Annotated in this window: 17 protein-coding genes, 1 tRNA gene and 7 pseudogenes; 12 read left to right on the plus strand and 13 right to left on the minus strand. The window is 55.4% G+C overall.

The features are described 5' to 3' along the window. Positions 1 to 46: 46 nt before the first annotated feature. A pseudogene (locus tag NHF48_RS22740) lies at positions 47 to 343 on the plus strand (DDE-type integrase/transposase/recombinase); the annotation flags it as partial. A 102-nt stretch (positions 344 to 445) separates the two neighbouring features. After that, complete coding sequence (locus NHF48_RS22745; RefSeq protein ID WP_253072549.1) at positions 446 to 823, plus strand: hypothetical protein; 378 nt, start codon at positions 446 to 448, stop codon at positions 821 to 823. Between the two features lie 86 nt (positions 824 to 909). Here the strand turns inward: NHF48_RS22745 and NHF48_RS22750 are convergent, their stop codons facing one another. Together NHF48_RS22750 and NHF48_RS22755 are read right to left on the minus strand one after the other, a co-directional pair. Then, a complete protein-coding gene (locus tag NHF48_RS22750) occupies positions 910 to 1323 on the minus strand; it encodes a hypothetical protein (RefSeq protein WP_253072550.1) in 414 nt (137 codons plus the stop codon). Between the two features lie 206 nt (positions 1324 to 1529). Then, the gene (locus NHF48_RS22755) at positions 1530 to 2399 is read right to left on the minus strand and encodes a 3-hydroxyacyl-CoA dehydrogenase NAD-binding domain-containing protein (RefSeq protein ID WP_253072551.1); all 870 of its coding nucleotides are present in this window, start codon (positions 2397 to 2399) and stop codon (positions 1530 to 1532) included. Between the two features lie 240 nt (positions 2400 to 2639). Between NHF48_RS22755 and NHF48_RS26295 the strand changes: the two are divergent. The 4 genes and pseudogenes from NHF48_RS26295 to NHF48_RS25570 form a co-directional block, all read left to right on the plus strand. After that, a pseudogene (locus NHF48_RS26295) lies at positions 2640 to 2822 on the plus strand (transposase); the annotation flags it as partial. 8 nt (positions 2823 to 2830) lie between these two features. Continuing rightward, positions 2831 to 2971 carry a hypothetical protein gene (locus NHF48_RS26300; RefSeq protein WP_446741241.1) on the plus strand — a complete coding sequence of 47 codons (141 nt, stop codon included), beginning with the start codon at positions 2831 to 2833 and terminating at the stop codon, positions 2969 to 2971. 7 nt (positions 2972 to 2978) lie between these two features. Then, positions 2979 to 3125, plus strand: a pseudogene (locus NHF48_RS26305) (transposase); the annotation flags it as partial. Positions 3126 to 3490: 365 nt separating this feature from the next. Further along, positions 3491 to 3697: a transposase gene (locus NHF48_RS25570; RefSeq protein ID WP_342454781.1), complete on the plus strand. Its 207-nt coding sequence runs from the start codon at positions 3491 to 3493 to the stop codon at positions 3695 to 3697. Positions 3698 to 4030: 333 nt separating this feature from the next. Here NHF48_RS25570 and NHF48_RS22770 read toward each other — a convergent pair. Next, positions 4031 to 5056 (minus strand): annotated as a pseudogene (locus NHF48_RS22770) (IS110 family transposase). 657 nt (positions 5057 to 5713) lie between these two features. Here NHF48_RS22770 and parA point away from each other — a divergent pair. The 3 genes from parA to NHF48_RS22785 all read left to right on the plus strand — a co-directional run bounded on the left by parA (position 5714) and on the right by NHF48_RS22785 (position 9158). Further along, the gene (gene parA / locus NHF48_RS22775; RefSeq protein WP_253072709.1) at positions 5714 to 6400 is read left to right on the plus strand and encodes a ParA family partition ATPase; all 687 of its coding nucleotides are present in this window, start codon (positions 5714 to 5716) and stop codon (positions 6398 to 6400) included. Continuing rightward, positions 6397 to 6693: a ribbon-helix-helix domain-containing protein gene (locus tag NHF48_RS22780; RefSeq protein ID WP_253072552.1), complete on the plus strand. Its 297-nt coding sequence runs from the start codon at positions 6397 to 6399 to the stop codon at positions 6691 to 6693. The genes parA and NHF48_RS22780 overlap by 4 nt, the downstream gene beginning before the upstream one ends. A 1293-nt stretch (positions 6694 to 7986) precedes the next feature. Then, positions 7987 to 9158, plus strand: a protein-coding gene (locus tag NHF48_RS22785) for an IS3 family transposase (protein ID WP_253072553.1) whose coding sequence is annotated in 2 segments (ribosomal slippage) — positions 7987 to 8251 and positions 8251 to 9158 — 1173 coding nt in all. Because the reading frame shifts where the segments join, the coding sequence is not laid out codon by codon here. 220 nt (positions 9159 to 9378) lie between these two features. Here NHF48_RS22785 and NHF48_RS22790 read toward each other — a convergent pair. The 4 genes and pseudogenes from NHF48_RS22790 to NHF48_RS22805 form a co-directional block, all read right to left on the minus strand. Continuing rightward, positions 9379 to 9455: transfer RNA gene (locus tag NHF48_RS22790), tRNA-Pro, on the minus strand. 358 nt (positions 9456 to 9813) lie between these two features. Continuing rightward, positions 9814 to 10626 carry a helix-turn-helix domain-containing protein gene (locus NHF48_RS22795; protein WP_253072554.1) on the minus strand — a complete coding sequence of 271 codons (813 nt, stop codon included), beginning with the start codon at positions 10624 to 10626 and terminating at the stop codon, positions 9814 to 9816. 513 nt (positions 10627 to 11139) lie between these two features. Then, positions 11140 to 12027, minus strand: a complete 888-nt coding sequence (locus tag NHF48_RS22800) for a replication initiator protein A (RefSeq protein ID WP_253072555.1) — start codon at positions 12025 to 12027, stop codon at positions 11140 to 11142. Between the two features lie 530 nt (positions 12028 to 12557). Continuing rightward, positions 12558 to 13387 (minus strand): annotated as a pseudogene (locus NHF48_RS22805) (IS5 family transposase). A gap of 707 nt (positions 13388 to 14094) precedes the next feature. Between NHF48_RS22805 and NHF48_RS22810 the strand changes: the two are divergent. Both NHF48_RS22810 and NHF48_RS22815 read left to right on the plus strand, forming a co-directional pair. Further along, on the plus strand, positions 14095 to 15729 hold the full coding sequence (locus NHF48_RS22810; RefSeq protein WP_253072556.1) for a putative bifunctional diguanylate cyclase/phosphodiesterase: 1635 nt from the start codon (positions 14095 to 14097) through the stop codon (positions 15727 to 15729). 1 nt (position 15730) lies between these two features. Next, positions 15731 to 15913: an EAL domain-containing protein gene (locus tag NHF48_RS22815; protein WP_263817089.1), complete on the plus strand. Its 183-nt coding sequence runs from the start codon at positions 15731 to 15733 to the stop codon at positions 15911 to 15913. Between the two features lie 10 nt (positions 15914 to 15923). Here the strand turns inward: NHF48_RS22815 and NHF48_RS22820 are convergent, their stop codons facing one another. From NHF48_RS22820 to NHF48_RS22835, 4 genes and pseudogenes are all read right to left on the minus strand, one after another. Beyond that, positions 15924 to 16847, minus strand: coding sequence for a crotonase/enoyl-CoA hydratase family protein (locus NHF48_RS22820; protein WP_263817090.1), 924 nt, complete (start codon positions 16845 to 16847; stop codon positions 15924 to 15926). 382 nt (positions 16848 to 17229) lie between these two features. Next, complete coding sequence (locus tag NHF48_RS22825; protein WP_342454785.1) at positions 17230 to 18066, minus strand: putative bifunctional diguanylate cyclase/phosphodiesterase; 837 nt, start codon at positions 18064 to 18066, stop codon at positions 17230 to 17232. A 36-nt stretch (positions 18067 to 18102) separates the two neighbouring features. Next, a pseudogene (locus tag NHF48_RS22830) lies at positions 18103 to 19203 on the minus strand (diguanylate cyclase domain-containing protein); the annotation flags it as partial. Between the two features lie 1502 nt (positions 19204 to 20705). Then, a pseudogene (locus NHF48_RS22835) lies at positions 20706 to 21853 on the minus strand (IS3 family transposase). Between the two features lie 2586 nt (positions 21854 to 24439). Here NHF48_RS22835 and NHF48_RS22840 point away from each other — a divergent pair. Next, positions 24440 to 24877 (plus strand): response regulator, encoded by a 438-nt coding sequence (locus NHF48_RS22840; protein WP_263817091.1) that lies wholly within the window; start codon positions 24440 to 24442, stop codon positions 24875 to 24877. A gap of 45 nt (positions 24878 to 24922) precedes the next feature. On the opposite strand, the gene NHF48_RS26310 is transcribed toward NHF48_RS22840, so the two are convergent. Next, positions 24923 to 25225, minus strand: a complete 303-nt coding sequence (locus tag NHF48_RS26310) for a BLUF domain-containing protein (protein WP_446741231.1) — start codon at positions 25223 to 25225, stop codon at positions 24923 to 24925. After that, positions 25152 to 25349 (minus strand): BLUF domain-containing protein, encoded by a 198-nt coding sequence (locus tag NHF48_RS26315; RefSeq protein WP_446741232.1) that lies wholly within the window; start codon positions 25347 to 25349, stop codon positions 25152 to 25154. Before NHF48_RS26315 ends, NHF48_RS26310 begins: the two co-directional genes overlap by 74 nt. Positions 25350 to 26209: the final 860 nt, after the last annotated feature.

Here is a 26209-nt window from a genome sequence, read left to right on the forward strand (position 1 = left end):
CGTCACGCTGCCCGACGAAGGGGGGTCTCTTTTGGACGCCGATTGACAGTTTTTTGCGCCAGCGCCAAACAGGCTTTGGGTGTCAGACTTCACCTATGTCGCGACTTGGGTAGGGCTCGTCTACGCGGCCCCCTTCGACAGGCTCAGGACAGGCTTCGTCATAGATACCTACGCCAGACGGATCGTAGGCTGGCGCGCCAGCAGGACGGCGCATGCCAGCTTCGTCCTGGATCCACTCGAACAGGCGCTCCATGATCGCCGTCCGACCCATCGGGGTGGCCTGATCCATCATAGCGACCGTGGGTCGCAATACGTGTCTATCAAGTACATCGATATGGCAGCATGACTCACAACCCAAGGCCTCCGGCAGACCCGGGGCAGTTCAGTAACCTACCCCCTTCCGTTTCCAGCTAAAAGTTCATAGATCGCCCCGGGAGGATTCGAGATGGCGGCTATCACCGAAGCGGCACTCCAGGGCGAGTGGTTTTACCTCGTTGAAGACCAGTCTTTCGATCGGACAAGCCGAGAATTTTATGTTCTCGATCAAGGAGAGGTAAGGCTCGGTACATCGCCTGAAGCAGTTGGAGTGTACACTCTTGACGATGACTACGTAATCATCAGGCTGCACCGAGCTATTCCGTTCACAACAACAATCACGCTCAGTAGCAACGATGCGACGTTCAATAAAACGACGAGGATATTAGCTGCTGATGCCACTCATACTTTGCCGGACGGCAGCGACCCGCTTTATCTGTACGGGACTTTCATTCGCCGAGTTGCCGACTACCCGAGCGTCTGTGACGTATGGCGTCGGGTCCGTTGAATATCGCTGTCGAGCCCATGAAAGCGAGCGCCGAGCACTAGCTCGTCTCCGCAGAGCAATTCATACAGTCCGACCGCTACGTTTGTTCAGCTTAGCGGCACGAGATAGTCGCAATTGAGGAAGGCGATGCTAATCTGGCTCGTCAAAAGGGTCCAACTTCCGAAGAGCTGGTTGCGAATGCGGTGCAGGGTCTGCCTTTTGAGTTGCTCCTCAGTCTTCAACTCAACGAACAGCAAAGTTGGACGGGTCGCGGCTTCCGCAATCCCTGCGGCGTTGCGGTCGTCGTTCTTCTGCGCCTCGAAATAGGAACGAACATAGGTCGGTAATATCAACCGTATGGAGTGCCCCTGTCTGCCAATGTCCGTCCCATGGGCGGAGCCCAGTAGCATGGAGGCATAAGCGATGACGGTCTCACGCCGGTTCAGCCGACGCACAACGACCTTACCGATCCTATCTAGGCCGACCACACCGCAGCTTTTCCTGTCGAGCTCGATCCCCACGAACTGATACGTTCATGACCGCCATTCTTCCCCAAACGATCCGCAGTTGTGACACAACAACGTTTCGGACAAGGGGCGAGTCATCCATAACAGAGGGAACGTCAGTCGTACCGAAGTCGATCGTCGGTCACACGTCCAAGCCGCATCACGGTTTGGATGCAGCGTCAGATCGCCTGACTTCCCGCGCTGACACAGATGCCTTCGGATTATCGGGTCGGCACTGGTTCCGCGCCCGAATAATCGTAGAAGCCGCGCTTGGTCTTCCTCCCGAACCATCCAGCCTCGACATATTTCACCAGTACTGGCGCAGGCCGAAATTTTGGATCGCCCGTTCCGTCGAACAGTACGCGCGTGATCTCGAGGCAAGTATCGAGCCCAATAAAGTCTGCCAGCGTCAGTGGCCCCATCGGGTGGTTCAACCCCAACTGGCACGCCAAATCAATGTCACGCACGCTCGCAACACCTTCACCCAGCGCGAAACACGCTTCGTTGATCATCGGCATTAGCACGCGGTTGACAATGAAACCCGGCGCGTCGTTCGCATGTACGACCTGTTTGCCAAGCTTTTCGGCAAACGCCTCGACCGCCTCAACCGTGGCATCTGACGTCGCGAGGCCCCGGATCAGCTCGACCGGCCGCATCACAGGGACCGGGTTAAAAAAATGCACGCCCATGAACCGTGCCGGGTCAGGAGCCGCCTGCGCCAGCCGGGTTATTGGTATTGACGACGTGTTCGACGCTAGGATTGCGTAGCGCCCCAGTACCTTACCGACCTCTGCAAAAATAGCGCGCTTGACGCCCTCACGCTCGGTGGCTGCCTCAACTACGATTGTACAGTCGCCCATGTTTGACAGGCTTGCGACTGGCTCGACCGCCGCAAGCGTCTCATCGCGCTCGCGCGAGCCAATCTTTTCCTTCTCTACCAACCGCGCTAACGCTTTGGCGATCCCGGCCTTACCCTTCTCGGCAGCTTCTAGTGACACGTCTGTCAACAGGACGCGATACCCCGCCTGCGCCGATACCTGCGCGATACCCGCGCCCATCTGCCCTGCACCAATCACGCCGATCGTCTGCACATCACTCTCCCGATTTGTTGCCCACCTTAGCTACTTTCACCGATCCCAACAGACCACTGGATTGCAACTATTCTGTGCAAATTAATCTTTTCTGCCGTCGCACTGGTCGCGATTAACCGATATTGCGCAAAAAAAGACTGATCGTATCGTGGCTTCGGGGCTAAGGGCCCGATCGAAAATTGAGTTGAGCGAATTCAGTACCTTGTGATTCACTGGGGTTGCGAAGACCACGAGGATCACATGGGCTGGACTGAAACCGCCCGGCGCGAGCATGACAGAAGCGGGCTGCGCTATGCAAGCGACTGCACCGATGAGGAATGGGCTGTCATCCGGCCGCTATTGAGGCGAACCTCCAGGGTTGGACGCCCACGCAAACACAAGGCGCGGACCCTGTGGGATGCGATCCAGTATATCGCATCGACGGGGTGCCAATGGGCGCAACTGCCCAAGGACTTCCCGCCCTTCACGACGGTGCCTTCACGACGGTGCAGTACCATTTCTACCGTATGCGCGACAACGGCCTGCTCGTTGTCATCAACGCGGTGTTGGTAGGATGGGGTCGCGCACATTGATCGGCTGACGGTCGAAATCATCAGACGATCCAACCTGACGGGCTTCATTATTCTGCCACGGCGCTGGGTCGTCGAACGTACCCTGGCGTGGCTCAACCGATGCCGGCGCCTAGCCAAGGACTGGGAAGTCTCCATCGCGTCATCCGAAGCGTAATTGGTTATCTCGTCCAACAGCGAATGACGCGTCGTAGGGTAGATTGGCATTTTTCCTTTAGCGGCCAAAAATACTGAATGGCAAAGTCGGATTGAAGACACGTCGTTGGCGGGACTTGTCTTCATGTATGCTTGTCTACGTGCGGACCTGTTTCTGCACGGTTATACCGGGGATATCGCCTCGTCATTCAGCCGATTGGCTCCTCCGGACGTTGGAAACATGCGTTATGGATATGTCTAAAGCGTATGACCAATACTGACTTTTCGTTCGACATGTCGACATGGAAACAAGTGTGAATGTAGTAAGGTCAGAAACCATTGATCTGAGCGGCTCGATCTGATTCAGGCTCTGTGACGAGACCGAGGATGAGCGACCTGTACTGGCTGACCGACGAGCAGATGGCGCGGCTCGAACTGTATTTTCCCAAGAGCAACGGCAAGCTACGGGTTGATGACCGGCGAGTGTTGAGCGGCATCGTATTCGTCAACCGCAACGGGCTACGAGATGGTGCGATGCCCCTCGGGGGTATGGCCCACACAAGACTCTACAATCGGTGGAAGCGATGGGGCTAAAGGGGTGTCTTCCTCCGCATAATGGAAGGACTGGCGGCCGCGAGCGCCACGCCGAAGACGATCATGATCAACGCGACCTATCTGAAGGCGCAACGCACGGCGTCCAGCCTGCGGGTCTGATGTTCTGAGCAGTCTGCGAAAACGTATCCGGCCTTTCGACGCGAGGTCGTTGGCCAAGATGGAGATCCGCGCGTCTTGGTCCTCATAAAGGGTCGGCATCGAGTGCCATTTTAAGCCATAGGGTTCCAGGTCACCGGTCGACTGTCAGGCCATCTTTTACTTACCTCCCGCAGACATCATCCAGCCGGTGCAAGGTGCATCGGCAGATCTCATTCACGCCGCTTGTGCGGCTGGATCGTAAGTACGCTCATGACGCAGCAGCGCCCAGACGATGCGCGCCATCTTGGCCGCTAGCGCAACCACGACGGTGTTGTGATGGGAACGCGACAAAAGGCCGCGCAGCCAGGCGCCAAGTCGTGTGTCGCTCTTGCTCATCGTCGGTAGTGATGCCCAGGCACCCTGGATCAGGTTTTTCCGCAGATAGCGGCTTCCGCGCTTGGTGATGCCGAGCAATCGCGGTTTACCCCCGGTCGTTGCTTGACGCGGCACAAGCCCAAGCCAGGCGGCAAAATCCCTGCCCCGTCCGAATGTCCGAGCGTCGCCAACTGCAGCTACCAGCGCCGTCACGTTCAGCGCGCCAATATCAGGAATAGTCAGGAGGCGCTGCGTTCGCTCATCCGAGCGGGCAGCCTCGGTAAACTCGGCATTGAGATCTGCGATCCGGTCATCAAGGGCAATTCAGCGCAGACGCATATCGCCGACGAGCCGGTGGATACGGGAGCCCAGCACTGGCTCGTCACCATCGAGCATCTCACCCAGCCGGCCGGCAAGCTTTGCGCGCCCTTGCGGAACGATGTAACCGCGCTCCAAGAGTAGACTCCTGATCTGGTTCATTAGCGAGGTGCGATCACCCACAAGTCGGTCGCAGATGCGATGCAGCGTCTGCATGTCGAGTTGTTCCTTAGTCTTCAACTCGACGAACCGCATAGTCGATCGGGTTGCCGGTTCCGCGATTGCCTCAGCATCACGGTCGTCGTTCCTCTGCGCCTTGACGTATGGACGGACATATTCCGGCGACATCAGTCGAACGGCATAGCCTTGTCGTGCCAGCGCCCGTCCCATGTGATGAGCTCCGCAGCAGGCCTCCATCGCCACGCCGCAAGCCGGCAGACCTGCGGCGTATGTGATGACCGTGTCGCGGCGCATCCGTCGGCGGACGACGACCTTGTCGGTTGCATCCAGCCCAACCACGCTGCAGCTGTTTTTGCCTAGATCAATTCCCAGAACCGATCCGTCCATGACCCTCGCTCCTTCCTGAAACGACCTGCTGTCGTAATATGACAACGTTTCAATTAAGGGGCGAGCCATCCATAAAGGGGGGTCTTGGTCGGCTTATCGGCCTTACCCAAAACGACATTAATATCACGCTGCCAGCCGTCAGCGACCCAAACGACCGTTCCTTGATCTTTTGATTACCGCTGGACAGATAAGTAACGATACGAGCACCGCCGCAGCCTGCTCGATTACCTGCCGAAGGCGCAGTGGTAGCCCGGCGACGACGGGTATGATGCTGACTGGTCATGAATGCCTTGGACGCCAAGGGTATCCAGGGCATCCCGGCCCGCAGATCACGTAATGAGCCTGTCAGATACGACACCTGTGCTACCACATCATTTACACACTAGTTCAACAACATCAGTACATGTCGACATGACGACATGACGACATGACGACAGTTAGTGATGTAGAGATCTGTGCCTGTGGATGCTGAAACGCACTTAAACGTCGACATGCTGCACAATTGTTATCCTAGAAATGCAAACCTCTAAGCGAACCAATCTGGTGATTAATAAGTGATTGAAATATATAGAAATCTCTTGCGTCTATGGAAAAGAAACTTGATCGGCTCAAGTAGGGGTGTTGCATTGTTGCAGTGTCGACATGTATGATAATGTTATGTCGACTATAGCAATCATTAGCCAGAAGGGAGGTGCCGGCAAGACGACGCTGGCGCTTCACCTCGCTGCTGCCGCCCATGAAATTGGGCGCATAGCGCTCGTCATCGATACTGATCCCCAGGCCACTGCGAGCCAATGGGCTGCATGGCGTCAGGACGCGCCCCCCGAGGTGATCGACAGCCCACCACCACGACTCTCTGCCAAGATAGAACAAGCGAGACGGCAGGGGGCTGATTTTATTGTAATAGATACTCCGCCGCACGCTGACAGTGCGGCGCGTGCTGCAGTCGAGGTAGCCGATCTCGTCCTGATCCCATGCCGTCCTAGCGCGTTCGATCTGGCAGCGATCCAGACGACGGCTAAGCTCGTCCAATTGCTGCGTAAGCCTGCCTTCGTAGTGTTTACTGCCGGATCGCCCAATGCTCCACGAATGTACCAGGAGGCGATCGAGCTCGTCGAAGGCTTTGGTACACCAGCTTGCCCGATACAGATTGCTGATCGTGCGGCTTTTCGCCATGCGAGCGCGGAAGGGCGCACCGTCATGGAATTTGAAGCCAACGGTAAGGCAGCCGACGACATCCGGAAATTCTACAAGTGGACATGTCTACAACTCGGTATATCTACCAAGAGACCGAAGAATCCTTCCGTCAGACATCTCATACATACTGGGAAAGTCATAGCATGAGCCGCAAGCCGTCCTTCGTTAACTTGCGTGATCGTAGCTCGGCGGAACCCGTCGTACCGCCTACGGGATCATCACCTGCTGGACAAACGGTAAACCATACGGGCGGGCAGGGGGCTACGTTGGGCCCCGCAAGCCGGCAGGGTCGCAAGCAGATAGCAGGTTTTTTCTCGCCCGAGATGTCATTCGCTATGCATATGCTAGCCCGCCGCCAGGGAAGGAGCCTTCAGGCGCTGATGGCCGAAGCGTTCAACGATGTCTTACGCAAGCACGGCGAAAGTCCAATTGGGGACTGACAAACACCGGAGTATGATCTGTCTAATCACGCTGGCGGTGCCAAGTGCGGCTGATCACGATCAAACCGGTAGAAACTATCCGTTAAGGTCAGCCCTAATGACTTGACCCATAATCATCCGACGATACCCGCTCTCGGACGGGAGTGGGGCATATGAGTTACGGTACGGTCCGGCGTCACATCGATGGCGAGGTTCTTTCCGGTGTTCAACGACCGAGGATGGGCACCAGTGGAAAAGTCCGGTTCCTCAAAGAGACGCATCTACCGGGGATCAGCGTTTCGCGTGTCACTTTCCGTCCGCCGGTACGGCATCGGTGGGTATCAGATTTCGCCTGATTCGGGTTGATCGTGTCTGGGCCACTTCCCGCCTCGATAGCTACCGAGGAAACGGTCCTGACGTCCGATCAACGTGCCCTCTTGGCGCAGATGCCTCGATCGCATGGGCTGCTCGGCAAGAATGCCATGGAGAACGAGCTACATCGCGAGGCTGAGTTCCGAGCCGCACGTTTAAAAGTGCCATTGCTCTCTACTCGGTGCCGTGGAGTGGACGGTGAGCGCAGTCGCAGCGGCGATCGGCATTACTTATCCATACCTGTCTGCAATACACTATTGCCCAACGTCCCGATCGCACGGTTGACCATCGCTTGCCGGATAGCAAGTTGGTTGCCAACAACGGCGGCTTGTCGCCGATCTGCGATCCCGGTCTTGGCCGTGGTAGACCTTATGCTGTATGGCTACCGGCGCATTTATGTTCTGCTCTGTGAGAGTTTCAGATAAAGATTTGGCGGGCGAAGCGTGTTTTAAATCCCGTCTACAGTGTCATTAAGGTATGGGGGCTGCTACAGCGAGACGGCGAACGTTGCCAAGAGCGGCGTCACGATGGTCGTGTTGCTGTAGACCCGCGTAATATCCGTTGGTGCTCCTACGGATTGGGACCACTTGGCGACAATGCGGGAAAAAGAGCGTGTCGCTTTCGCGCTCGACTGCTGCGTGGGCGAGGCGATGAAATACTTGCGATGATGGGCGGCATCGCTGTTGTAGACGTCCTAGACTCAATGGCCATCGCGGTGGAGCGTCGCGACGGAGTCGTGAATTAATTGCCTGAATCAATCGACCGGTTCGCCAATAATCTTGTCCCTAGTGAGCCGAAGGGTATCAGTTACGTCGCTTGCAACCCGCGGTTGTTCATCTGACACATCGGATCGACTTTGAGAACGATATTGGTCCGAACTGAGCTGCCCCGTTCTGAGCGGTCCATCGACTATGAGAGTCTGGATCAAGGAAGGGACGACGAATGCCTGCGAAAAAGCACAAGCCCGAAGAGATCATCGGGAAGCTGCGTGAAGTTGAGATCGTCCTGGGCCAAGGCGGAACGACCGCCGAGGCGTGTCGGCGGATCGCGGTCAGCGAGCAAACCTACTACCGTTGGCGCAAGGAATATGGTGGCCTGAAGACGGATCAGGCGCGGCGGATGAAGGATCTGGAGAAGGAGAACCTGCGGCTGCGGCGTGCGATCTCCGACCTGACACTGGACAAGCTGATCCTGCAGGAGGCGGCACGGGGAAACTTCTGAGCCCCGCGCGGCGTCGACGCTGCATCGACCAAGTGAAAGAGGTGCTGGACGTATCCGAGCGACGGGTGTGTCGCGTGCTCGGGAAGCATCGGTCGACGCAGCGCAAGGTGCCGTGTGGGGCAGATGACGAACATGCGCTGACTGAGGACCTCGTTGCGCTGGCCGGGCAGTATGGACGCTACGGTTATCGTCGGGTGACCGCACTGCTGCATGCCGCGGGGTGGTCGCTGAATCATGAGCGTGTCGAACGCATCTGGCGGCGTGAGGGGCTGAAGGTGCCACAGAAGCAACCCAAGCGTGGCTGGCTGTGGTTAAACGACGGCTCGTGCATCCCGCTGCGGCCGGAGTATCCGGGGCATGTCTGGGCGTACGATTTTGTCGAAGCGCGAACGCACGACGGGCGCAAGTTCCGGATCCTCACGATCATCGACGAGGCCAGCAGGGAGTGCCTTGCGCTGACCGTCGCACGTCAGTTGAAACACGAAGACCTGCTGGCGGCGCTTGCCGAGTTGTTCATCGCGCGGGGTCCGCCAGCGTATATCAGGTCGGACAATGGCAGCGAGTTCATCGCTACCGCGGTCCAGAAATGGCTCGGCCAGGTCGGCGTGAAGACGCGGTACATCGCACCGGGCTCGCCATGGGAGAACGGCTATAACGAAAGCTTCAACGGTTCGCTTCGCGGCGAGCTGCTCAACGGCGAGATCTTCTACAGCCTCGCCGAGGCGAGGCTGATGATCGAGGCGTGGCGGCGTCACTACAACACCGTCCGACCACACAGCAGTCTGGGCTATCAACCTCCGGCGCCAGCCGCGGCGACACCGCCATTGCCGGCCTCCGGCTCCGGTTCGCTCCACCTACGCCCGGCAATGGCGGCGGAGGCGACAATGCACTAACTATCTACCCGGACTACCCGGTGGGGGGCTACTCAGTACCTTCAATAGAAATTATGTCCGCGCGAACCCAACGCCGATTGTGCCGAGCGATATCGACTAACTTCCCGGCTGGTTTGCTTATTGTGCTCAGTTGGCTTTACCCGGCTTTGGCCTGTCCATTAGCCCGCTAGTTCATGGCGCGAATTCGCGACAACGAGCGCGACAAAATCGTTATCCTCCATGGTCGGGGAGACAGGATTCGAACCTGCGACCCCCTGGTCCCAAACCAGGTGCGCTACCAGCCTGCGCCACTCCCCGACGGCGCTTCGGTTAGGCATACCAGCTTCAATACGCAAGCTTCATGTCGCGAAGACGGTAAATCGTCTTAGTTTTTGATCTCAAATTACCGGACCGGTGATCCCCATTAGCTTTTTGTTACGGATAAAGGCGTTTTATAAAACTAGCTAACATACTGATAAGGCAGCAGTATCTACCGTTTTCGATCTTCAACGTTTCGGTACAATCGGAGTTCAATGATCAAAAGTTTTAGAAGCCCTTGGCGCCACTAGGAATCCTTCGCAGTGACTGTGTCGCTGCGTTCACCGTTTTCCGCGTGTTATTCACTCGTTCGGGCCGGAGGTTTAGGCCCTAGTCAGGGTGTTAGAGGTTCGGCCCATCATTCAGTAAAACGCTTCATCCTATATATGATAGAATCATTTAGTGTTTCTGGATCGTTTTGAGCTTCGCGCTCAGTGCGATCAATTGCCTCGCCCAGCTTAGCAAGAATCTTACCAAGCGAACCACTTATCGTAATCTGCGCTAGCTCCCGGCATGACAGCGTCTTCAGCATCGCATCGGTTTCTGCAGCACGATCGGCGTAATGCTGCACAGTGTCATCGGGTAATGGTACAGGACGCATCCAGCGCGGGAGATAGGATTGCACGCTGTCAGGCAGCAGAGGTCGGTAGGCGTTGGATGTTTGGACGTATCGAGGCCCGGGGCCACCGCCATTTACACGTCTGAAGCGTCGCTGGCGGACAAGAAACCCGATTGCTTCTAGAATACTAAGCGCACGCCCTACCGTTGCACGGCCAAGACCGGTGGCCTCTGCAAGATAGTCATAGGAGGGGTAGACACGGCCCCGGTTCAATCGCGCGAGCGTGAGAATCTCTTCGAAGACCCTCACAGCGCTAGAAGTAAGCTGAGCGATACCTCGCTCGGTTACCGTCAATTTCCGTTCTCCCGAGCGCTCGTCGCGACGCAACCGTCGTGCAGCATCAAGGGTTCTGCGCGCTACGTGCAGCAAACGGTCGGTCTCACCTTTAGCAGGCGCCGTCCAGAACACCTCCTCAAAAGTGCCAGCTTCTAGGCTGTCGCGCAGGACAGGTGCGCCTGTCCGGTGCGGCGCACCCAAGAGCGCCGGCGAACGCTGCCGCGTCAGCAGGCCGAACGCCTTCAGCGCGGCGTCACCTATCGTAATAGTCCCCATCGTCCGTTCCCTTGTGAGGGTGGCGGAAACAGGCAAAAGTTATCCGTGGCACGAAACGCGCATCCTTGAATTTAATCTGAAAAGCGCATATCTAGGCTTCGTTGTTGAGACGATCGTTTGTGCTTGCCGGCACGAACCTAGTATGTGCTTACGGGATGCCCGGCCTCTGCGCCGGGTTTCCTTCTATCTGCTCACGTCCATTCCTTCGTTACTGCTGCAACTGGCAGATAGGGCAGGGGCCAATCTGAGTGTTCATGTATCATGCGCTGGCGTGGACGCTGCGTATGATGCCGCTCAGAATTGCCGACACCTGTCTTCTCTGCCGATGATCGTCACGGCGATCCTTCATCCAACAGATCAGCGAAGAACCGAATCTGGCGAACAAAGGATGCCGTTACCCATCCTTGCGGTTTATGCGTTCAAGACAAAGCAGCAAGGCTCGTGCTTTCGCACGGAAAACCCAGGAAATGTTCGTGCTATCACACGGAAAACCCCTCGCAGCCCGCGTACAGGTTATGCATCTACGGCATTGGCGAGGATCGTAGGATCGATTTTCGACCGAAAGCCTATCATCGTGTGCAACCGCGGCCGACCGCCCCGTCCCGACGGAATTTTTGTCTCAACCACGTCGAGTGTATATTCAGGTAGACTATCTTGTTCCGACACATCGCGGAGTTGTTTTTTGAAGTATTCAAGGCCGCGCCGATCCGAAGCGCACCCGACACGCGCAGCAAGCTCGCCAATGTCAAGCTTGAAGCCATCATCGTCCTTACAGTTGAACTTCGCGAGCTCGTACAAACGTCGCTCAATTGGACCAAGCTTAAAGAAGTCATGGTGATATGCTGCTATCCGCTGATCCGTTAGGATTGCACGATACAGCCAATCACATACCATTACTTCGACCCACTTGACACGGCGTTCCCCGGCTAAGGTCTTGATGTATTTGATATCGGCTTTGAGCAACCAAGAAAATGAACTGTCAGATCCCTCGCCGCCAGTTTCAATGTTAGTAACGATCTGCGTACCCTGCAGCCGATTTAACGAGGCCTTGAGTGACGTGTAGGACCGCGCGGATGAGTTAGTTCCGGTTACGCGGAAGAGATCATTGGCAGTGAATGTCATGATCCGGTCGGCTTTTTCGCCTTTCTCGGCACGCTCAGCCATCAGACTAGCGATATAGAGCAATATTTCTTTGTCATAAATTGTGGCCACCCCGGTCTTGCTCGGATTGATTTCAATCCGGGCCTCACCTGATTCAAAAACCATCGGCGTCATGTGAGCTTTTTTCGACAATGCGAAAAACGGAAATTCAGCTACCGTGCGTTCTCCCTGCACATCGCCGTACAGCGGGCTGTGGAGCGAAAACAGATCGCCCTGGAACACCGAAACATCGCCCATCATCCCAAACTCGCCTTGTCCAGTCCTTAACCTGTGTCTCCAGGGGATGCTTGTCCAATGGAAAGGAGGTTTTCCGTGTAATAGCACGAACATTATCAGGGCTGGATCGCTGCTTCGCGCACACAGACTGGCGGCCTGTGGAAAGGCACGATGATTCTAGCAGAACGACGTCGCCCGGCAGCGTTCCTCGTGCTTTTACGAGGAAAACGCTGCGGCCTGTCGTGCACCATACGGCGCAAGAGGGAGGCTTCGTGCTATTACACGGAAAACCCTGAAGCATCCCGATCCGCGGCTATCCAGCGATCGTGTGGTCCGGACATGCAAGGCCTAGTGCCGTTGTTAGATCACCGCTGGGAATCTCGGCATCTTCGAAACGACCGAACTCGACTCCGATTACAGCCAAACCCAGTCCTGGCACGGATGGCATCGCCGTTTATCGCTGGTGAAGTTTGCGTTCTCCATGATGGCAGTGACCCATCACATATTAACGCGGTAATGCTGAAAAAATTCCACAAGACACCTCAGACCCCGACTCATAATTCGAGTTTAGCGATACGGCGGGTCATTCGTCTTATGGACGAAACGAGCATCCAGGCTTCGGACGATGCGATGGAGGCTTCCAAATCCTTGGCGAGACGCCGGCATCGACTGAGCCACGCCAGGGTGCGTTCCACGACCCGGCGCCGGGGCAGAACGACAAAGCCCGTCAGGTCGGATCGTCTGATGATTTCGACCGTCAGCCGATCAATGTGCGCGACCGCTGCTTCAAGCTTCTGCCCGGCATAGCCGCCATCGGCTAATAGTCTGGTGAGCGTGGGATACGCGTCGATCGCTCGATCAGGCCGGGCGCCCCGTCGAGGTCCTGAATGTCGGCGCCGTGCACCACACCTTCGAGCATATTGCCGAGCGTGTCCGTCATGATGTGCCGCTTGCGCCCCTTTATCTTCTTGCCGGCGTCATATCCGCGAGACTCACCGGCCTCGGTGGTCTTCACCGACTGGCTATCGATGATGCCTGCGGTCGGCGCCGGCGTGCGACCCTCCGAAACTCGCACCCATCCTACCAACACCGCGTTGATGACAACGAGCAGGCCGTTGTCGCGCATACGGTAGAAATGGTACTGCACCGTCGTGAAGGGCGGGAAGTCCTTGGGCAGTTGCGTCCATTGGCACCCCGTCGATGCGATATACTGGATCGCATCCCACAGGGTCCGCGCCTTGTGTTTGCGTGGGCGTCCAACCCTGGAGGTTCGCCTCAATAGCGGCCGGATGACAGCCCATTCCTCATCGGTGCAGTCGCTTGCATAGCGCAGCCCGCTTCTGTCATGCTCGCGCCGAGCGGTTTCCAGTCCAGCCCATGTGATCCTCGTGGTCTTCGCAATCCCAGTGAATCACAAGGTACTGAAATCGCTCAACTCAATTTTCGGTCAGGCTTTCATCGCTGATCCGTTGGTCTATACATGACGTTTGGCGCATTGCCGTTCGGTTCGCACATCGCCGTTTTGCGCATCTATAAATCGTATCGTCGTTATTAAGACGAGCATGTCAGGCAGCTCATTACCTACATCTGAAGGGCATGATACACCTGTTAGTCCAGGTGGCGGATCGACCGTAAAGTGTGTCGCTATGTGACCCGGGCATGAAACTAAGGTCGACGGCATCTAAGCGAACAGGAGATCCTCAACTCGATCGCGTCCGTCAGCATTAATAATAGCCATCATGTCGTGATGTATAGTTTCAAACTCCCGACCGATTCAACGCGCGACTTCGCGAGTAGGGGGAGGGCATTGGTTAATCATTTTGGGTCAATGATTTCCCAAAGCAGATCTCTTGCCCCTTACGGGAGACAACTCGGTCTGCCCCGGTTCGCCTACCTGACGGACGTTTCTTCGTGTATTCTACACCTCTACACGTCATTACCGGGCGGATGACCGGTCTAATATCCCGATTAAGGCAGCTGCGACATTCCGACCAGGCAATCGCGGCCTCGGTCCGCGAGACGTTGGTGGAGTCACTCTACGCGTCCCCGCAGTCCCTGGTAATCGGAGCGTTATCGACCACCGGAATCGTGGTGATCGTCACACTGGCCATTGGTAGCACGGCAATACTGGCTTGTGGGTTCGCGATTGCCCTCGTTGCCGGTGGCCGTATCGTCGATGCGTTCCTTCCGTCACATCGCGCGAACGCCGACGAACTGTCGCTAGCAAAGCGGCCGAGACGACAGGAAGCTCTCTATCGGTCCGGGGCACTTTGCTATTCGGCGCTGCTTGGAACGTTCGGCCTACTTACTCTGCTTCAGAGCGATAGCGGCACGCTGCAGATGCTCGCGGTGACGACTACGATCGGATACGCCGCGGGGATTGCCGGTCGCAACGCCGGTCGTCCGTGGATCGCGCTTTCACAGCTCTCCCTGGCCTCGCTGCCGCTAGCTGCAGGACTGGCAGCGTCGCTGGAGCCACTCAGAATGGCGCTTGCAGCCGTTATCGTCCTGTTCGTCGTCGCAATGATGGACATCACGTTGCAAACATACGGCGTCATATTGAAAGCAACGACGGTTTCTCGAGAGAAAATCGCGCTTGCGGACTACCACGCTGCCGTGGCCCGCCGGGATGATCTGACGGGAGTAGCCAACCGAACGGCTTTCCGCGAGCAGTTTGAGGAACGGCTGAATGCCTTGGACGCTAGCGGCCGCTGCCTTGCTATTCATTGGTTCGATCTGGATCGCTTCAAGGAGATAAACGACTCGTTCGGTCATCTAGCAGGCAATGCGGTGCTGGCCGGCGTGGCTCACCGATTGAACGAAGTTTTTGGGCTTCACGGCATCGTCGCTCGACTGGGCGGAGACGAATTTGCTGTAATCTGCGAAATTGAGAGCCGAACCGACGCGGTCACGATCGGTGAGACGATATTGGACTTGGTTGAACGGCCGCTACATTTTGACGGGTATGTACTGCGCGTGAAAGCTTCGCTCGGCATTGCTATCGCGCCTGCCGACGGCAGAGATGCGGACACTCTCTTGAAAAATGCGGATCTGGCGTTGTACCGGGCGAAGGACAGCGGTCGCGGGATGATGTGCTTCTACGAACGACTGATGGACCAGAAGGTCGAACGCAGTCGGGAACTGGCAGCGGAAATGGAAGGTGCTCTTGCACGGAACGAATTCAGTCTGATGTTTCAACCTATTTTCGATCTGGCCGGCGGGCACGTCTTATCGTGCGAGGCCCTCTTACGCTGGACCAGTCGCCGCCATGGCTCGATCTCGCCCGCCGAGTTCATCCCTATAGCGGAGGACAGCGGACTGATCGTTGAGATAGGCAGATGGGTGATCCGCGAGGCTTGTCGCGTTGCCAGCACTTGGCCGAGCAATGTAACGGTCGCTGTCAACCTTTCGCCGATCCAGTTGCGCTCGGCCGATCTACCGATGACGATCGTAAGCGCCCTTGCTACCAATGGGCTGGCCGCCGAACGCCTCGAGCTCGAAGTTACGGAATCGGTGCTGCTGGAGGACATCACGGCATCACTCGCCGCGCTAGAGGCCATCAATCGCCTGCAGGTTTGCACAACGCTCGACGACTTCGGAACGGGCTATTCGTCGCTGAGCTATCTGACGAAGTTTCCGTTCCAGAAACTTAAGATCGATCGCTCTTTTTGTGCAGGACTCGGAGTTGAACCCGGCCTCGGTGGCGATCGTGCAAACCGTGATTGAGATGGCGGCCAAGCTCGGCATGAGGACTATCGCCGAAGGGATAGAAACACAGGCGCAGCTTGATCAACTGCGTCGAACCAGATGCGATGCCGTGCAGGGGTTTCTTCTTGCACGGCCCATGTCGGCGAGCATGGTCGCAACCATGCTCGCCGACGCTGCCCCGTCAGCAGTGAAACTGCGCTAAGCGGAGGTCTTTACGCCGCTTTGTCGAGTAGGCGCGTCTGGGCACCGACAAGACGACGCATCAGCTTCAGGTCTGCTTCGCTCAGCCGCAATGCCGCATCCGCCCAAAGGTCGACGACGGTTTCCAGTTCGGTAAGGGGAAGCGGATTAACGGAACGCGACGCTTCATAGATCGCGCAGTGGCCGCTGTGACGGCGACGGTTCTGCCGTATGTAACCCTCGACCTCGGCTCGGCCTCTTCCCGGCGCAGCCAGTGCGTGGACAATACCGAGATCGTACAGTTCCTCCGCGGTGTAAGTTCGGCCGCTCAGGATCATCTGTTCGGCGCGGGCGGTTCCGAGGCGACGGGAAAGGAAGCAGTGCGCTCCCATTCCGGGGAATAGGCCGAAGTTGGTTTCCGGCAGCCCGAAGCTTGTGCCCCGTTCGGCGACCACAACGTTGAACGACAGCAACGCCTCGAAGCCGCCCCCCAGCGCATCGCCCTCGACCAACCCGATCGTGACGATCGGCTGATCCAGGCTACGCATGTTGCGGTGAAGGATTCGGACGCACGCGCGGCCGTAGCGGACAAGAGCGGCCCGATCCCCATCGCGGATGTGTGCTGCGAACAAGTCGAGGTCGCCGCCCAGCGAGAAAATACCCGGAAACCTTGAGCCCAGAACCAGGTACCGTATCGGCATCTTGCCAGACTCTCGTGCGTCCACCACGTCATCCTGCCATTGCCCGAATTCCGCCAGCAGCTCAGGGTTAAAGCTCGGTCGGCTCCTCTGTCGCATGTAGGTCCACAGGGTATTTTGTTCGGGATCGAACTGTGTCTCTAGATCGTCGAACTCGAACGGTCGTCGGCTGGAAACCGTTGGCTGGCCCCCGCGGGAACGGCACGGTTCTGCGGTATCGTCTACGGTAACTGAGTTGGTGAAATTTCCGAAAGTCATGTGACGTCCTTCGTCAAGCGCAGCAATCTTGCTGCCGAAGGATCTTAGTTTGAAACTGGCGCTGATACCGATTGAGTTAGGGTTCACAATGAAAGAGGCAGACCAACATATGTGGCGCGATGATGCCAAATAATTTAACATTAGGACCAAGACACTGGAAAAACTAAAAAAGAGTATGGGGGGCAGGGGGAAAATACTTCTCTAAATGGGGAAAGTCCGCTGCCCTTCAAATTGAACGATCAGTCTCTACGTAGAACGTTCTCGACATGCCTAATCCCCCGTGCCGACCCGGACGGAGTGCAAGCTGCAGGGGGAGGCATGTACGCATGTGACCCACATGTGGTAGCTGACCGGACTGAAACCTCATGCGATCAGCCGGTGATTAGCCGAGAGGTTTAGCGCCAATTGATGGACTGCGTCCGACACGGATACGTTTGCCGGCCATGATGGAAGGCACCGTTTCAGCTGGGCCGGCCCTACCGAACAAATACCCCTGACCGTAGTCACAACCGCGGTCGAGCAGGTACCGAGCCTGAACGCCGGTCTCGATCCCCTCGGCCACGACCTCCATACCTAGCCTATGACCAAGCCCAACCACTGCATCGATGATCGCGGCATCGTCGGGATCTGTATCCAGATTACTGACGAAGCTACGGTCGATCTTGATAACGTCGACCGGAAAGGCCTTCAGGTGCGTTAGCGACGCGTACCCGGTGCCGAAATCATCCAGTGCGATTTTCACACCTTCGCGACTGAAGACGTTTAGCGCCTCTGCGACGGAGTCCGCGCCGCGACCAAGGAATACGGTTTCGGTAACCTCGAGTTCGATACGAGAGGTTGCTATTCCAGAGCGGTGCAGACGTTCTAAGATCCGAGATACGAGGGACTCATGGCGGAACTCGGCAGGCGAAAGATTGACCGCGATGCGCCCAAACTCAACGCCATTGTCGAGCCAGCGCTTCATGTCGTCAACGATCTGGGCGAGCATGCGTTCGCTTATACCCGTAGCTAGATCCAGATCCTCGAATGCGGCAGCAATCGTCCCAGGCGCTTGCACACCTAGCGTCGGGTGACGCCAGCGCAGCAACGCCTCAAAACCACAGACTGCGCCATTCTGCAGAGAGACTTTTGGCTGATAGTATGGCACGATACGGTTATCGCGCGCCGCATCGCGGGCAACGCTGATCATCGAGGACCGTCGCTGAAGGTCGGCGCGCATCGTCGCCCGGAAGGGGAGAAACCCACCACGGTTGCGCTCCTTTCCAGCGTACAGCGCAATATCGGCAGCCTTCAGCATTTCTGCGGCGCTCGAACCATGCTGCGGGTATACCGATCCGCCGGCTGTCGCCTGGCAATCGACGATCCGACCTTCATAGGTGAAGGGCTCGCGTAGTGCATCCAGTGCAGCTTGGACCTCGACGACGAGGGAGTGATCGTCCGTCCGTTCGAGGATGGCGGCGAACTCGTCACCACCAAGCCTACCAATTGTGCAATGCTCACCGAAGAATTTTGTAAGCCGGCTAGCCAAGGTCTGCAGAAGTAGGTCCCCGGCGTCGTGACCGATTGTATCGTTGGTCTCTTTTAGATGGTCTACGTCGAACAAGACCAACGCAACGTACGTATGCTCCCTGGAAGCGGTGGCAATGGCGCTCTCTAACCGACCCACGAATGCCGTGCGATTGGGTATGCGCGTCATTCCGTCGTGATCCGCCGTCCATCTGATCCGGTCTTCAACGTTCCGCTCTTCGGTCACGTCGCGAACTGTTACTAGAACGCGGTGTAACCTGCCCAGTGGTGCTTCAATCCGCCACCCGGCGGTCTTCATCCACCGCTCAGCGCCTGTGTCGGCGCGTTGGATTCTTACCATTGTTTCGAACCGATGCCCGCTGTGGCCCGCGCGAACTGCGCCGATCAAAGCCAGTAACTTGGACCGGTCGTCAGATACGACGCAGGACAGCGCGGTGTCGATCGATGGTGCGGCATCGATTGGCAGGCCCAACATAGCCTTGAATTCTTCGGACCACTCGCGACGGTCGTCGGACGCATTGTAGTCCCATATGCCGAGGCCAGCCGCCTGCGCTGCCAGCCGGAAGCGCTCTTCGCTGTCCCGTAGTGCATGTTCCGCTAACTTGCGATCATGCACGTCCTCGAGCGTCCCGTACCAGCGTACGACCTGACCTGAACTATCGAGCCGAGCCACCGCACGCGAACGTACCCACCGATACCCTGCAGTCCACGTCTGCAAGCGATACTCAATGTCGATCGGCAATTTTGTTTCGATCGACATTCTCCAGGCATTCGCTGCATTCGTCGCATCGTCGGCATGAAGCCTACTGATCCACCGATCCCCTAATGCTGCTGATGGATCCGCCCCCCGTCATCTCACGCCATCGGGGGCTTACACGTTCGACCCGACCGTCAGGCCCAGCGGTCCAGCTGATCTGGGGACTGAGAGCAACGGCATAACGAGCGTCCTCATCACACTCGTCTAGGCTACCATTTGACGGCGACCGACGAACAATAACAGTCGTTGGTTCATCTTGATCAGGGTACGCTGCATCAACAAGTTGCCTAGGCATGTCGTCACTGGCCCCGAACGCCCGATAGTCGAGTTGATCCAAACCCTCGCCCCTTGGATGCCGCGCATCGTCGCACGTGAACCACTGATCGGAGATCGCAGCTAACGACAGGTAAATAAACCAAAACGGGCGCAAATGCTTCGGTAGCGATGGTCTGATGCAAACTAGCTACGCCTATATTTCAGCGATAAATTCGTAAAGATCTAAACCCAATGACCGACTTGCGTCGACGGGTAAGACTATAGTGCGCATTCAAGTCAGCCAGAGGCATTCGTAGCTGCTCGTACAACGCAAAAAAATAATTACCGAGCGGCAGCAATATGTGACGGCGGAATGCGACGACCGCTACAGTTACGGTTTTGTTCAGGGTTGCAGGTTGAGGGGCCTTCGGCCAAGAATTGAGATCCTCAACCGTTTGCCGCTTGTGCCATCTCGCCGTCGTCTTCGTGTTGATCCCCCTCTCGTGACCAGGCGTCGACCGCGAAGCCTGCGATGCCTTATGTTGCTTTTCTGGCGGCGCGACCGGTTGAGGCGCGCCCATGACGTACCTGTTCCATACGGTTCCTTCCATTTAAAAGAAGGAACTTACCATCAAGCACCTAATTCGTTTGATAAGAAAGATAGCTTGAAGGGTGTAAATAGAGGTGGCACATGAATGGGTGCTGTAGGTCATCTTGGTTAAACTCAACCAGCATTTCATACCGGAGAATGACTAGATAGCCTAGGTTCCGCAAACCTATTTACATAAGTCAGAATAAGCACACAAATAGCTCGGTTTCAGGCAGCCTCTATCTCGATTAATCGACGAAATATTCTAGATCTAAAACATACTAATTCCTTACACGACCGGTAAAGGATCAGCAGTATCTATTAAGGCGTCGTACCTTTAGCACGATAGCGGCGAACATATCGTATCTCAAGGTTAAGTGCGTTCAAGAGGTCAGAGGGTGGTCCACGTTTACCTAACATAAACTCGGTAACGTGGCTGGCCCTACAACCTGTAAGTCGGCACCACTCACGCAAACTTATAGCTTCGAATCGGCGCTGCATCGCTTGGCGCAGATCGTCTTGGTTCATTAATCGTTGCCCCGGAATGTTATGCGCTGAGCGCTACCGAAAATATAGGTATGAATTTGTTATGAGGTCAGTACCTCGGAAGCGCGTCCGATACCAGTCGGCCAAGCTCCGATAGCGCGGCTATAATCAGCGGTTAGATAAATAAGAGGGAGCACGGTCAACGGCTCCCGTGTGAGCTGCTGCCGGCCCCATGGACACCAAGTTAGGCTACATGAGCCTGCTTCTCGAAGCCTATGGACCGATAGCCCAAGGTCGAGTACCTGCGCGTGGGATTGTAGAAGCGTTCGATGTAATCGAACACGTCCTGCCTTGCCTGAGTGCGCGTGCGATAGGTTTCGCGCGCGATCCGCTTGGTTTTCAGCAAGGAGAAGAAGCTTTCCATCGCAGTATTGTCTCAGACGTTGCTGGACCAGCTCATCGAGCAGGTGACGCCGTTGTTGGCCATCAGCCGTTGGAACTGCTCGCCGGTATATTGGCTGCCCGAGTCGGAGTGATGCAGCAGTGCATCGGACGTGCCGCGCCGCCAGATCGCCATGACTAGCGCATCGGTGACGGGTTGCGCCGTCGTCGTGTTACTCATCGACCAACCCACCACCCGACGTGAGGACAGGTCGATCATCGTGGCCGCGTATAGCCATCCTTCGGCAGTTCAGATGTAAGTGAAGTCGGCCACCCACTTCTGGTTCGGCGCCTCGGCGCTGAACTGACGATCGAGCACGTTGCCGGCGATGACCGAGCGTTCGCCATGATCCTTGGGCAGACCGCGGCGCCCCGGCCGCGCCATCAGACCGTGCAACCGCATCAGCCGCTCGACACGATGCAGGCCGCATGAAAGGCCTTTGGCCAAGAGACCGTGCCAGACGCGACGCGCGCCACAGGTTCGGTAGCTGGAGATGAAGCTGGCACGGATCTTCCCCGCATACTCTTCGCCACTGCGCGACCGGGCGCTCAGCGCGCGCACGAGCCAGGCTTAAAAACCACTGCGCGAGACATCGAGCGCCCGCAAAGCCACGACACCGGCCAAATTGCTCGATGCTTTGCGATGAACCCGAACTTAATCCGGAGGCCCTGGCAAAGTATGCCGTGGCTTCTTTAGGATGTCACGTTCAGCCGTCATCCGGGCCAACGCGCGGCGCAGCCATTCAATCTCCTGCTGCTCAGGCCTCTCTGGCCGGTGCCCGGAAAGGCCGACGGCGGATCAGCTTCCGCTTCGCGGACCCATTTGCGCAGCACGTTCTCGTGCAGGTCCAGACCGCGCGCGGCTTGCGCAACCGTTCCGCCCCGGTCGCGGACCAACCTCACCGCCTCCAGCTTGAACTCTCGGCTGAGCTTTCGTCGTTGCGTTGTCACCTTCCGGCTCCGAAAACACCCTATCTTGGTGTCCACGAAATCGGCAGCAGCTCACCTTGGGTTCGGCGTTGACGAGCTAATCCAGCAGTAGGGGAGTTTATTTTTGTCCAATCGTCAGCGTCGCGATCTACGTGAAGGCTCAAACTTATGCTGCTTGCCGGAGCAACTTGTGCTGCATCCAGCTGCCGGCAAACCATTGAAGACAGGCAGAGTATTTGCCCTAGCGAATGACTGCGAAATCCGCAGGAGGTGCAGGATGCAATCAATCGTAAAATGTCACGGCTGATGCCAGGTTGCTGCGCTCAAGCGACCGGCAACAACGTGTAACCACGGTCATTGCCTTCCGCTCGGCAACAGACCGGTTTTGTCGATGGCATGGGCATAAATCATTCGCCATCGTCAACCTACCGCTTTGGCGCGCAGCGGCGCTAATCCGTGCGCTGGCACTGTGAGCGACGGGCCCGTATTAGTTAGCCACACTCTCTAGCAGCGACTGCGGTGGATTCATTAGTTCGGACGCGCATTACGGATACGTGCCAAATCGGAGGTAAATTCAACGCGAATGCATCCGCTCATCGCGCCAGCCAATCGGCCCATCCGCGGCCTTAAATATCTTAACGTCTCGTTAACCATTCTTAGGCTGTTGTCAGGTTTGACGCCCCCTCGCGCCGAAACGGAGAGAAACGTGCCGACTGATGTGAGCCTAGAGACGGAATGCAATCGAGTACGCCGAATCGTCGAAGGACTAAACGATGAGCTTTCTCGTGAATTACTTGGCGCGTACGCGGCCGACTTGCAAAAAGCACAGCAAAAGCAAAGCTTTCTACGGGCTAAGTTAGATAAAATAAATGCAATACAATAAATATCGGACCATTATCAGATTTAGATGACACACGTCATCGTCGGGCTCTAAGATATTGAATAGTTTGATTAGATAGCTTATTGTATAGAGTATATTTCCTATACTAAAAAGCAATGACTATACGTTGTCACTATCAATTTATTCATAATAGTGAAAACTAAATCTGCAGCGGCAAGGGTCGCTGTCGTCTACAGTACGGGAGTGAACGGCTCAGTTCCCTATCTTGCAGACTGGTACTACGATACGGTCATGCATCGCATGACCGGACGTATCGAACACGACCGCAACAATCACAGCCTCCGCATGTTCGCAAAACCACGTTTTGAGTCAGGCGCTGAAATCTTATTCACATTATCTACTCATTATGGTTAACCGTCATTTAAAACGGATAAAGGACACGTTTTGGACGATCACGCGCAAGCGCTACGATGCAAAGCATCAAGCCAACGAGCCCATGCGGAAAAATGCCAGGATCCAGTACGTCGCCGGCGTTATCTCGCAACCGCTCTAATCGCCGAGGAACTGGCGGATTATATTAGTGACACAAGCTGCCTTCCTGCTACTTTTTGGCAACGTTTGCAGAAACAGAGGGAGGTCAAACACCCACATTTGAGATTAGTTATCAATCGATAAGTTCGTTCCATATGCGATGTTTGTAAAAAACTTCGGTCGATGTCGGCTATGCGAGGTGCCTGGGATCAAATCGTATGAGGTATCATATTGACCGACCATGATTTAAACTTGAGGACCAGATGCGAAATGTAGCGAGCCACGAAAATATTGGTACCAAGCTTGGTAAGATTCTCGTTCAAGTCCAGGAACTATTACTATCAGATAGTAGTATAAATGAGACTGATAAACATGTGGAAATACTAACGGTGTTAGATGTCCCTTCGTCAACGCCTTGCCAATATGAGTCTGATATAAAAGAGAACTCGGTTGCAGTGCATGATCTGTGCCTAAGTGATAATGAAGGGGTAAATAGCAAGCAGGAAAACTATTTTAATGCTATAAACACGAGCTGCTGCTGTTCGATGGCATCGCGCGAAACCATTAATGCGTGTCGATCGTCAATAAGAAGGCTTCTTCGTCATAACAGAGCTAATCCTTTGTTTGAAAATGGTACGTTTGGTGAATTAGCGCTTTTATTGGCGAGGCCATTAGTAAACGAGTGGCTAAGTGACAATCTCCCTTCCGCTGTAGCAATTGTTCAAATAGATAGATCGACTAGCTAAGTTATGACAATGCGTATAGCGTATGCGTACTTTTTTAACGAAAACTATTCAGATTGATTGAAATCTGCGGGTACGTCGCGCTGATACTTGCTGAGTAATCAAATACCGCCCATCGGGCTTAAGACTAAAAACCGGTGATCAATCGAGTCAGACTCTTAGAACCTATCAGGCATAGCAGTCTGTTCGCCGCACGATTCTCCAATGTGGGCTATGCTAACGCCGCGGCGCACCGCCCGCGACCTCGTCGTTCTGGCTCAGAGGTGCGTAACGGGCGAGCGATTTTTAAACCCCCGGCGTTTACCAGCTGCGCAATTTGGATGGCGTCTTATTCCGCGGATAATATTGATAAATGCTCACTTATACTACGTGGTGCATACGTACTGTCATCATAGCGGAGGACTTTTCTGTTTCCGACATTAAAAATATTACCGTTACTTTTTTTACAAAGTAGCATTAGAAGATAAACAAAACCGTTTTGTTTTTGGTGTTATGCGCTACGGCTTGAGTGAAGCTCGCGAAAAGCGAGGGGGGGCGATGACGTTCGTTTTAATTATCGAAGATCAACCTCTTCATGCAAAGCTTTTCTCAGAAGTCATCCGAGCAGTAGGGCTTTCTTCCGTGACAGCGCTAACTGGAAATGACGGTCTGGCTATCGCGAATGCAACGAAGCCGGACCTTATTATTGTCGATATTCGATTGCCAGATAGGCCTGGATACGAGATCATCTCCGCACTGCGAGCCTCGCCGGAAAACATTCTGGTACCTATAATTGCGATCACTGCAGCAACTGAATATGAGTTCAAAACGCGATCCGCAGACGCCGGAGCTGATATATTTTTAGAAAAGCCCGTTCGGGTATCCCACTTTAGTGAAGTGGTGCTTCGGCTTCTACTACAAGCATCGTGTCAGAAAAGACCGCATGTTTAAGGATCTATTGTTGTTGCCGTCGTGTGGTAAACACGGATGGCACGGCTAGATCGATGATCGTGCCCATCGGCGTATCGACAAGGCTGAAAAGCCTATAAACGCCGCTTTTGTCGAATCATCCTCAACATTGACAACCTTTGATTTTACTCGGTCTACGAAGGCTGCGTCATTCGAGGTTCCGGATGTCTCCCTGTACTCGGTAGACCAGGAACCGAACTGACGGGATACGATATTTCGATCTTCCATCATCACGATCTTCGTATGCCGACGATCATTATATATTCGATTCATTGTAGCGATCACGGTGTTTGCCTCTCCCTCGAGGGGCTTGAATAAACCGTTTTCCATCGAACACGAGCAAACCGGTAATGTCGTTAAATCGGTTCACCGACGCAGAGAACGCCCGCAGTTTTACGAGTTCCTCCTGTCCAAACGAATGTACAGCATAACTTGTATAGACAATCAGGTGCATTCAACCTCAGGAGCGCTTGGATAATTATCTCGTCTACGAGTTGGCGCTCTACTAGGGAATCTATGGCGATGCTCAACCCCTAACTGCCGAGTTGTAAGAGTTTTTACAAGGGTATTACGTAGTACAATATATTAGTTATATTAGAGAAAGATACCGCCGGTAAGCCAGCTAACTTGTACAGCGATCAGCGCCCGCCCTATCAGTTAAAATCGGTTAATATGTAGAACAAAAGCTTAGCTTAGATAATCTCTCTCCAGCCTAGATTTAATCCTATCTAGCAATGCCCTATATAAAGGCTTTTACTGTATAGCCAAGCAGCGCCCAAACTATACCACCCGCAATTGCGCCAAGTATCAAAGCGCGGATCGCGTCAGGCGAACTAAGGTCATTTTGCGCATCAGGCCCTGGGTTGCAATCTTTCGACATAATATCCTCCTCGTGGCCTTCGACCGCTTTTGTAAGGGACGCGCGCGAGGTGTTTGAGTTCCAACAATATTAACTATAAATGCTGTTTTATCAGACAACCATTTTATTTTGGGTTTTTTGGTGACAGGACCGCAAACCTGCCCGGCAGTCGTTCTATTACGCCTAGCAGAAGTCCGGTCTCGCGCCGTTGTGAGGCGGGCAACTCGTGGCCTAACCTGATTGCGTGCGGAGAACTCCGACTTTCATCCAGCGGCAACGAGAATGGCCATACTGCAACGTTCCTCGTTCTCCAGTCCATTTCTCGCGCCAGTCTTTCAACCTCATGACGCTGGTGGTCAAGGAACTGGAATCGGAAAAAAGGCTGGGTACGCGGACGAGTAGGTTGCCGTTACGCTGCTCCCGATTTTCCACCGTTTTCTCGTCAGGACAGAGCG

Source organism: Sphingomonas sp. H160509 (assembly GCF_024124765.2).
In the GTDB taxonomy this organism is placed as follows: domain Bacteria; phylum Pseudomonadota; class Alphaproteobacteria; order Sphingomonadales; family Sphingomonadaceae; genus Sphingomonas.